This window comes from Gordonia sp. (in: high G+C Gram-positive bacteria), from assembly GCF_012515855.1.
In the GTDB taxonomy this organism is placed as follows: Bacteria; Actinomycetota; Actinomycetes; order Mycobacteriales; family Mycobacteriaceae; genus Gordonia.
Genome location: NZ_JAAYXO010000175.1, coordinates 1 through 8,101, shown reverse-complemented (window position 1 = coordinate 8,101; position 8,101 = coordinate 1). Strand labels below are relative to the sequence as shown.

9 protein-coding genes are annotated in these 8,101 nt (G+C 68.4%); 4 read left to right on the top strand and 5 right to left on the bottom strand.

Annotated elements, in window-relative coordinates; genetic code table 11:
* Positions 1-137: 137 nt before the first annotated feature.
* Positions 138-1,367, bottom strand: coding sequence for a DUF885 domain-containing protein (locus GX543_RS12800; protein ID WP_290852364.1), 1,230 nt, complete (start codon positions 1,365-1,367; stop codon positions 138-140).
* Positions 1,368-1,425: 58 nt separating this feature from the next.
* Between GX543_RS12800 and coaA the strand changes: the two genes are divergently transcribed.
* The gene (gene coaA / locus GX543_RS12795) at positions 1,426-2,367 is read left to right on the top strand and encodes a type I pantothenate kinase (RefSeq protein WP_290852363.1); all 942 of its coding nucleotides are present in this window, start codon (positions 1,426-1,428) and stop codon (positions 2,365-2,367) included.
* 19 nt (positions 2,368-2,386) lie between these two features.
* Here coaA and ybaK read toward each other — a convergent pair whose 3' ends face one another.
* Genes ybaK through GX543_RS12780 form a run of 3 tightly spaced genes read right to left on the bottom strand, consistent with a single transcriptional unit; the run spans position 2,387 to position 4,430 of the window.
* Positions 2,387-2,872 (bottom strand): Cys-tRNA(Pro) deacylase, encoded by a 486-nt coding sequence (ybaK, locus tag GX543_RS12790; protein ID WP_290852362.1) that lies wholly within the window; start codon positions 2,870-2,872, stop codon positions 2,387-2,389.
* Entirely contained in the window at positions 2,872-3,615 is a 744-nt protein-coding gene (locus GX543_RS12785) for an SDR family oxidoreductase (protein WP_290852361.1), read from the bottom strand. Before GX543_RS12785 ends, ybaK begins: the two co-directional genes overlap by 1 nt.
* Before the next feature lie 32 nt (positions 3,616-3,647).
* Positions 3,648-4,430: an isoprenyl transferase gene (locus GX543_RS12780; RefSeq protein ID WP_290852359.1), complete on the bottom strand. Its 783-nt coding sequence runs from the start codon at positions 4,428-4,430 to the stop codon at positions 3,648-3,650.
* A 59-nt stretch (positions 4,431-4,489) separates the two neighbouring features.
* Here GX543_RS12780 and GX543_RS12775 point away from each other — a divergent pair, with 59 nt between their 5' ends.
* From GX543_RS12775 to GX543_RS12765, 3 genes are all read left to right on the top strand, one after another.
* The gene (locus tag GX543_RS12775) at positions 4,490-5,221 is read left to right on the top strand and encodes a hemolysin III family protein (protein WP_290852358.1); all 732 of its coding nucleotides are present in this window, start codon (positions 4,490-4,492) and stop codon (positions 5,219-5,221) included.
* Between the two features lie 37 nt (positions 5,222-5,258).
* Positions 5,259-5,756, top strand: coding sequence for a hypothetical protein (locus GX543_RS12770; protein WP_290852356.1), 498 nt, complete (start codon positions 5,259-5,261; stop codon positions 5,754-5,756).
* A 70-nt stretch (positions 5,757-5,826) separates the two neighbouring features.
* Entirely contained in the window at positions 5,827-7,242 is a 1,416-nt protein-coding gene (locus GX543_RS12765; RefSeq protein ID WP_290852354.1) for a PepSY domain-containing protein, read from the top strand.
* Between the two features lie 113 nt (positions 7,243-7,355).
* On the opposite strand, the gene GX543_RS12760 is transcribed toward GX543_RS12765, so the two are convergent.
* A partial coding sequence (locus tag GX543_RS12760; RefSeq protein WP_290852352.1) for a 3-deoxy-7-phosphoheptulonate synthase occupies positions 7,356-8,101 on the bottom strand: 746 nt, incomplete at its 5' end.

Genomic DNA, 8,101 nt, shown 5'->3' with positions numbered 1-8,101 from the left:
TGCGCGCGGAACGAAGTTCTCCGACGCGATCATCTCGAGCGTGTCGCGCTGACGCGACAGCTCACCGTTCATCGCTGCGGCTACATCGGGATCCAGGTCGGCGAGGGACTGGGAAAACTGGCTCATGGCCCCCAAGTCTAGAGCGCGAGTTCGCGACGTAACACTCCCGGGGTGAGGGGTTCGTCGAGCAGCCGCCCGAACCGCGACAGCCGGGCCGAACCGGTGGGCCCGGCAACGTCGAGCCACTGCCCCAGCAGCGCATAGCCCTCGACGTAGGTGGAGATGTAGGCGCGCCACAGCGGGGAGGTCAGGAAGCGCAGCATCTGTCGTGCCCGATCGGGCGCCACCAGCAGCCACCGCTGCAGGAACAGCGCGACGTCGTCGGCGCTCTCCCCGCGGTCGTGCAGGGCCAGCGCGGCGTCCTGTCGGACGCGGATCAGTCCGGCCGCCGCGGTCGAGACGGCGCGAGCGCGCTCGACGTCGAACCGGAGCCCGAAGTCGGCGTAGATCTCCGCAGCCCATTCCTGCCACGCGGTGCCCATGGCCGCGGCGAGCGCGTGATCGGCCAGTCCCTCGGCCATCAGGCACTGCGGAGTGTTCACCAGGAAGATGGTGTGCTCGAGTTGCCCGGACCCCACCAGCCCCTGCTCTTTGCGGCAGTGCTCGGTGTGGTGCCCCGGGTAGGCCTCGTGGGCGATCAGTCCCGGCAGCGATGACATGTACTGCGGCAGATCGGTGTTGACCGCGACCTTCGACTGGTAGTCGCCGAGGTAGTAGTTGAATCCCGACCACGGCTTGTCGCCGACCACCTCGAACTCGATGGTCTCCGCGTCGGGCAGCGGGAACTCGCGGCGGACGGTCTCCCGCAGACTGCCCGCGAACTCGTTGATCAGCGCTCCGACCTGGTCGGCGGGGATCTCGTCGGCACGTCGATAGGCGGCGTAGGCGTCGCGGAGTTGGTCGCCGGTGGCGCCGGGCACGCCGAGTGCGTCGGCCATGTGTGCATGCGCCTGCCGGTAGCGGTCTTCGTCGCCCGGCTCGATTCGCACATCGAAGTAGGCTTCGACCTCGTCGACGAATCCGACGTCCTCGCCGGCGAACTTGCGTGCCGAGCACTCCAGCGCCGTCAGGTGCGAGGCGACGAACTCGGCCCGATCGGCGGGCAGCCCCGCCGGGAGTTCGGACTGCAGGGTCCGCGCACGACGAGCCAGGTCTGCCGGATCGGGCCGCGGCGCGTTCTCGGCTTCGGCGCGCAGCGCGGGGTCGCCGGTGTAGGCGTCGACGAACCCCTCCTCGATCCGATCGAACGCCAGCCCCAAGCGGAGGTATTCGACAACCGGATCTGCTGCAGCACGACCATCATTCATGTGACCAAAGCTACCGGCGCGCCGTCGGTGAGGCGTGGGCCTAGTAACCTATCGACCCATGGCGCGTCTTTCACACGACCGCGATCCCGGCCTGTACCTCGAGCTCGACCGAACGCAGTGGCGTGCGCTGCGTAAGTCGATGCCGATGGTGCTGAACGAGACTGAGCTCGACAAGCTCGTCGGTCTGGGAGAGCAGATCGACCTCAATGAGGTCGCCGAGGTGTACCTGCCGCTGTCTCGACTCATCCACCTGCAGGTGGAGGCCAGGCAGCGGCTGTTCGCTGCGACCTCCACCTTCTTGGGCGAGCGACAGCGCAACCGCCAGGTGCCCTTCGTGATCGGCATCGCCGGTTCGGTGGCCGTCGGCAAGTCGACCACCGCCCGCGTCCTCGCCACCCTGTTGTCGCGGTGGGAGACGCATCCGAAGGTCGACCTCATCACCACCGACGGGTTCCTGCTCCCCACCGCGGAGCTGCAGCGCCGGGGCATCATGCACCGGAAAGGCTTCCCCGAGTCGTACGACCGCCGCGCGCTGCTGCGCTTCGTCACCGAGGTCAAGTCGGGCAACCCCGAAGTCACCGCGCCCGTCTATTCACACGTCAGCTACGACATCGTGCCCGGCGTGGTGCACTCGGTGCGCCAGCCGGACATCTTGATCGTCGAAGGCCTCAACGTGCTGCAGACCGGTCCGACCCTGACCGTCTCCGACCTGTTCGACTTCTCGGTGTACGTCGACGCCAAGACCTCCGACATCGAGAAGTGGTACATCTCGCGGTTCCTGCAGATGCGGACCGGCTCGTTCGCCGACCCCGAGTCGCACTTCCACTACTACTCGTCGCTCACCGACGATCAGGCGACGATCGCGGCGCGCGACATCTGGACGTCGATCAACCGCCCGAACCTGATCGAGAACATCCTGCCGACCCGCCCGCGGGCGACGCTGGTGCTCCGCAAGGACGGCAACCACTCGATCAACCGCGTGCGTCTGCGCAAGCTGTAGTTCGAGGGGCCTCGCGGAACTAGGCGATCACTTCGGCGACCACCGCGCCGGTCGCCGACACCAGGTCGGCGGGTGCCAGCGCGATCTCCAGTCCACGACGACCACCGCTGCACAGCACCGTGTCCCACTGCAGCGCCGAGGCGTCGACGACGGTCGGCAGCGCGGTCTTCTGCCCGAGCGGCGAGACGCCGCCGAGCACGTACCCCGTCGACCGCGTGACCTTCGCGGCCTGCGCCATCTCGGCCTTCGACGCGCCCAACGCTTTCGCCGCGGCCTTCAGCGAGAGTTTCTCCGACACCGGGATCACCGCGACGCCCAACGTGCCGCCGAGGTCGATGACGAGCGTCTTGAAGATCTGCGCGGCCTGCACCCCGAGCGTCGACATGGTGATGGCGACCGCTTCGTCGCCGAAGTCGTCACGGCGGCGATCGTGCTTGTACTTGTGCACCTCGAACGGCAGCCCGGCCTGTTCCAGCGCGGCGATCGCCGGGGTCGCTCCCGCCATCAGCGGCGCTCCAGCCACTGCGCGAAGGTCGTCGTGGTGGTCACGTCGGGATGCTCGGGAACCAGGCCGCCCGCGCGCACGGCCGCACCGCCGAAGTTGACGGCGAACACCTTCTTCGGCGAACCCTTCTTGGCGGCAATGGCTTTCGCGGCGTCGGCCAGATCCATCACGGCCGGTCCCGCGACCGTGAGGTCGGCGGGGCGGTTCGGATCCAAGACCACGTCGACCATCGCGGCGGCGACGTCTTCGACGGCAGCGGGCTTGCTGGTCATGCGCGGTGCGGCACCGAACGGACCGACGCTCATCATCGCCAGGAACTTCTCCGGCAGCGAGTACCACTGGGTGGAACGGAACGCGGTCGCTGCACCACCGAGCATCTCGGCATACGTCGCCTCCTGCACGGCCTTGCCGCGGTAGTGCCCCATCTTCTTGTTGACCGCCGGGTCCGACGCCCCGTAGATCGTGAGATAGACCACCGCGGCTCCGGTTTCGTCAGCGGCGATCGCGATGTTGCGTGCCACCGCACCGAAGAACTCCTCGGATTCCGTGGCGCTGCGGACCATGGTGCCGGTGGCGTCGACCACCACGTCGGCGCCGGCACACGCCTGCGTCAGCCCCTCACCGGTCACCGCGTCGACACCGGTCGCCCGGTGTGCGCGCGTCACCTGTGCGCCGCGCTGCTCCAGAATCTCGCTCAGGATCGAACCGAACTCACCGCTGGCACCCACCACCGTGACCCGCATGGCCGTTGCTCCCCTCTCCCTTACTGAACCCGTCACTTGCCGAATCTGCGGTTGCGCGCGGCGAAGTCGCGCAATGCGCGGAGAAAGTCCACGCGCCGGAACTCCGGCCAGTAGGCGTCGGTGAACCAGATCTCCGAGTACGCCGACTGCCACAGCAGAAAGCCGCTGAGCCGCTGCTCGCCCGAGGTGCGGATCACCAGATCGGGGTCGGGGGTACCGCTGGTGTAAAGGTGCGAGTCGATGCCGTCCACGGTGATCGCCTCGACCATCTCCTGCGGCGTCGCGCCGTCCGCAATCGCTTCGACCAGCACCTGCTGCACCGCGTCGACGATCTCCTGTCGTCCGCCGTAGCCGACTGCCACGTTGACCGTCATGTCGGCGGCGCCCTCGGTACGACGCGACGCCTCCCGCAGCCGGTCCGCAACGCTGTCGGGCAGTGCGTCGAGGTTGCCGACCATCCGGACGCGCCAATCTGCGTCGACGTCGGAGATCTCGTCCACGATGTCGGGCACGATCTCCATCAGCGCATCGAGCTCGTCGGACTCGCGCGACAAGTTCTCGATGGAGAGGAGGTAGATGGTGACCGCTTCGATGCCCAGTTCGGAACACCAGCCGAGCATGTCGGCGATCCGCTGCGCGCCGACCCGATGACCATGGCTGACGTCCTCGAATCCCGCCTCGCGCGCCCACCGACGGTTGCCGTCGCAGATGATGGCGACGTGGCGCGGAAGCGGCGCGCCGTCCATCAGCTGGACGAGACGATGTTCGTACACGCGCAGTATGCCGCCGCGAATCCGATCAGGGAGCAGTTTCACAGCCGCGATCCTACTCTGAGGCAAGTTACCGACGTGAAAGTTACGGTACCGTAGGTTGCATGACTGAGACCTCTCCGACCGTCTCGCACACCGACGTCCCGGAATCGGCGGCGGTGGATCACCGCTACGACGACGACTTCGAGGATTTCGCGACCAAGCCCCGGCTGCGCGGCGTGATCCACAAGTACTCCACCTTCATCGCCGCGGCGGTCGGAATCGTTCTCATCGTCGGTACCGCGATGCACCGCAATGCCTTCCCGGTGGTCGCGGTGACGATCTACGTCGTCACCATCTGCGCGCTGTTCGGGACCAGCAGCGTGTACCACCGCATCAACTGGCGGACGCCGCGTGCCCGCATCGCGATGAAGCGTGCCGATCACTCGATGATCTTCGTTTTCATCGCGGGCACGTATACCCCGTTCTGCGTGATGGGGCTCGACTCGCCGACTCGCTGGTGGGTCCTCGGCACCGTCTGGACGGGTGCCGTCGCCGGCGTCGCGATGAAGGTCATCTGGCCCCGATCGCCACGCTGGCTCGGCGTGATCCTGTACATCGTGCTCGGCTGGGTGGTGGTCGCCGTCGCCCCGATGCTGGTCCACAACACCGGTATCGCGGTGATCGTCCTGCTGGCCGTCGGCGGGGTGTTCTACACCCTCGGCGGCGTGCTCTTCGCGCTGCGCTGGCCCGAACCCTGGCCCGGAGTGTTCGGGCATCACGAGGTCTTCCACGCCTGTACCGCGATCGCTGCGCTGCTGCACTACATCGCCGTGTGGCTCGTCGTCATCGGCTGACCACAGGCGGCTGACCTCCGCCGGTTACGCTGTCTCGGTGACCACGCCGACTGCCCTCTCGCGCTTGCGCGGAGCGACCGTCGGTGGCGCATCGGCGATCACCGGGGTCGGCGCCCACGCCGCTGCGCAGGGCACGCTTTCCGGGACTCCGACATTGCTGATGGTCGCCGCCACCGCCGTCGCTCTGGGCCTCGGCATCACCGCCGCCCCCACGCTGGGCGTCCTGCCCGCGCTGGTCGGCGGCCAGGCGTTGATCCACGTGCTCCTGGTGTTGACCTCGGGCCACCACCACGACATGTTCACCGCGCCGATGGCCGCGATGCACGCCGTCGGGACCGTCGCCGCCCTGCTCCTGCTGTGCGGTGCCGAGCTTCTTGTGCGCGCGGCGTCGGCGCTGTCTCTGCGCGCGGTGCGGCTGCGCTTCCGTCCGCTGACACCTGCGGCGGTACTGGTGCCTCGGGCCGACGCGATGATCGTGCCGACGGCTCTGCGCTTCCTCGGCGCCGTCGGGCGTCGCGGACCACCTTTCGACTAGCAGATTCTCTTCTTCCCATCGCGCGCCGTGAACGGCACGCGATCACTTCTGCTTGATCGAAAGGCACGTCGTGTCCACATCTGTCCCTTCGGCGACCCCGAAAACTCCCCCGCCACCGCGCATCGCGCCGGTCGGGCCTACGCTCACCGCGCTCGTCCGACGTCTGCACTTCTATGCGGGCGTGTTGATCGCACCGTTCCTTCTCGTCGCCGCGGTCACCGGCGCGCTGTACGCGCTCTCACCCACCGCCGAGCAACTCGTCTACCGCCAGCAGTTGCACACCGATGCCCAGGGCCCGGCGACGTCCGTCGCCGAGCAGGTCCGAGCAGCCCAACTGGTCCGTCCGGATCTGCACCTCAGCGGAGTGCAGCCCGCGACCGACCCCGGCGACACCACCCGCGTCCTGTTCGACGATCCGACCCTCGGCGAATCGGAACGGCGCGCGGTGTTCATCGACCCGGTGACCGCCGAATCGAGGGGCGAGCTGGTGAGTTACGGCTCCAGCGGGGCCCTCCCCCTCCGGACCTGGATCGATCGCCTGCACCGCGACCTGCATCTGGGCGACCCGGGGCGGCTGTACTCCGAGCTCGCAGCATCCTGGCTGTGGGTGGTCGCGCTCGGCGGCGTGGCCCTGTGGGTGGTCCAGATCCACAAACGTCGTCGGGCCACCGGTCGGGGTTCGTTTCTCCGCGGCGTCCCCGGTCTCGGCGGTCGCGCCCGGACGGTGAACCGGCACGGTGTGATCGGCGTGTGGATCGCGATCGCGCTGCTCTTCCTCTCCGCCACCGGCCTCACCTGGTCGACCTATGCGGGCGAGCACGTCTCCGACCTCCGCGCCGCGATGAACTGGACCACTCCGGCGGTCGACGCCTCGCTCACCGGATCACCGACGACCGCGGGCGGAGAGCACGCGGGACACGGCAGCGGCGCCACCGGGCCCTCTGCCGACCCGAGCCTCGACGCGGTCGCCGAGATCGACGGAGCCCTGGCCATCGCGCGCGCCAACGGGGTCGACGGCGCCGTTGAGGTGCACGTACCGACCGACGACACGACCGCCTTCACCGTGTCCCAGCGCCGAGTGTCGTGGCGTGCGGGGACCAGTTCCATTGCTGTCGACCCGTCGCGTGATGCCGTCGTCGACGTCAACCGATTCGACGACTGGCCGCTGGCGGCCAAGCTGTCGTCGTGGGGCGTCCAACTGCACATGGGTCTGCTGTTCGGCGTCGCCAACCAGCTTCTCTTGCTGGCGGTGATGGCCGCCCTGATCGTCATGATCATCCTCGGTTATCGGTCGTGGTGGCAGCGGAGAGGACGGGCCCGCCGCGTCGGCGCGGCACCCGCCCGGGGTACGCTGCGCAGCCTTCCGCGCCCGGTCGGCGTCGCGATCGTCGCCGGAGCCGCAGCCGTCGGCTGGTTCCTCCCCCTCCTCGGGTGGCCGCTCCTGGCGTTCTTGGCGATCGACTCGGCGGTGGGCCGCAGAAACTGAGCGCGGATACTCGGCCCCATAAGCAGCGGACCCAGGCCGGCCGATCAGGCCTGCCTGGGTCCGCTGCGGGTACTTCGAGTCGTCCGAAGGGATGGTCCTCGAGGAGTTGTCGGTCAGTCGCGACCGGCCCGCGCAAGTGCCTCCAGCACGGCGGCCGAGGCGTCCCAGCCCATGCACTTGTCGGTGACCGACTGGCCGTAGACCAGCTCACCGTCGAGCGACTGGGCGCCGGGAACCAGGAAGCTCTCGAGCATCACGCCGGAGAGCACCGGGCCCTCGCCCTCGCGGCGCGCGGCCGCGAACATCTCGGCGATCTCCACCGCGACCTCCGCCTGACGCTCGTGGTCCTTGCCCGAGTTGGCATGCGAGCAGTCGACCATCACCTTGGGCGAGAGACCCGCCTTGGTGAGCCGCTCGGCGGCGTCGAGCACCGATGCCGCGTCGTAGTTCGGGCCGGGCGTTCCGCCGCGGAGGATGATGTGGCAGTCGTCGTTGCCGGAGGTGTGGACCACCGAGCCGCGACCGAAGTCGTCGACCCCGAAGAAGACGTGCTCGGAGGCCGCGGCCTTGACGCCGTCGATGGCCACCTGGACGTTGCCGTCGGTGCCGTTCTTGAATCCGACCGGCATCGACAGGCCGGACACCAGCTGACGGTGCACCTGCGATTCGGTAGTGCGCGCACCGATGGCGCCCCACGCCACGGTGTCGGCGATGTACTGCGGGCTGGTGGGTTCGAGGAACTCGCAGCCGACGGGCAGACCGAGGTCGATCACGTCGAGCAGGAGAGCACGCGCAGTGCGGAGGCCGCGTTCCACGTCGAACGAACCGTCCATGCCGGGATCGTTGATCAGACCCTTCC

Bases quoted from the DNA above. Each gene is read 5' to 3' on its own strand.
- coaA (WP_290852363.1), top strand. From the start codon at position 1,426: ATGGCGCGTCTTTCACACGACCGCGATCCCGGCCTGTACCTCGAGCTC.
- ybaK (WP_290852362.1), bottom strand. From the start codon at position 2,872: ATGGCGGGAGCGACCCCGGCGATCGCCGCGCTGGAACAGGCCGGGCTG.
- GX543_RS12800 (WP_290852364.1), bottom strand. From the start codon at position 1,367: ATGAATGATGGTCGTGCTGCAGCAGATCCGGTTGTCGAATACCTCCGC.
- GX543_RS12775 (WP_290852358.1), top strand. From the start codon at position 4,490: ATGACTGAGACCTCTCCGACCGTCTCGCACACCGACGTCCCGGAATCG.
- GX543_RS12785 (WP_290852361.1), bottom strand. From the start codon at position 3,615: ATGCGGGTCACGGTGGTGGGTGCCAGCGGTGAGTTCGGTTCGATCCTG.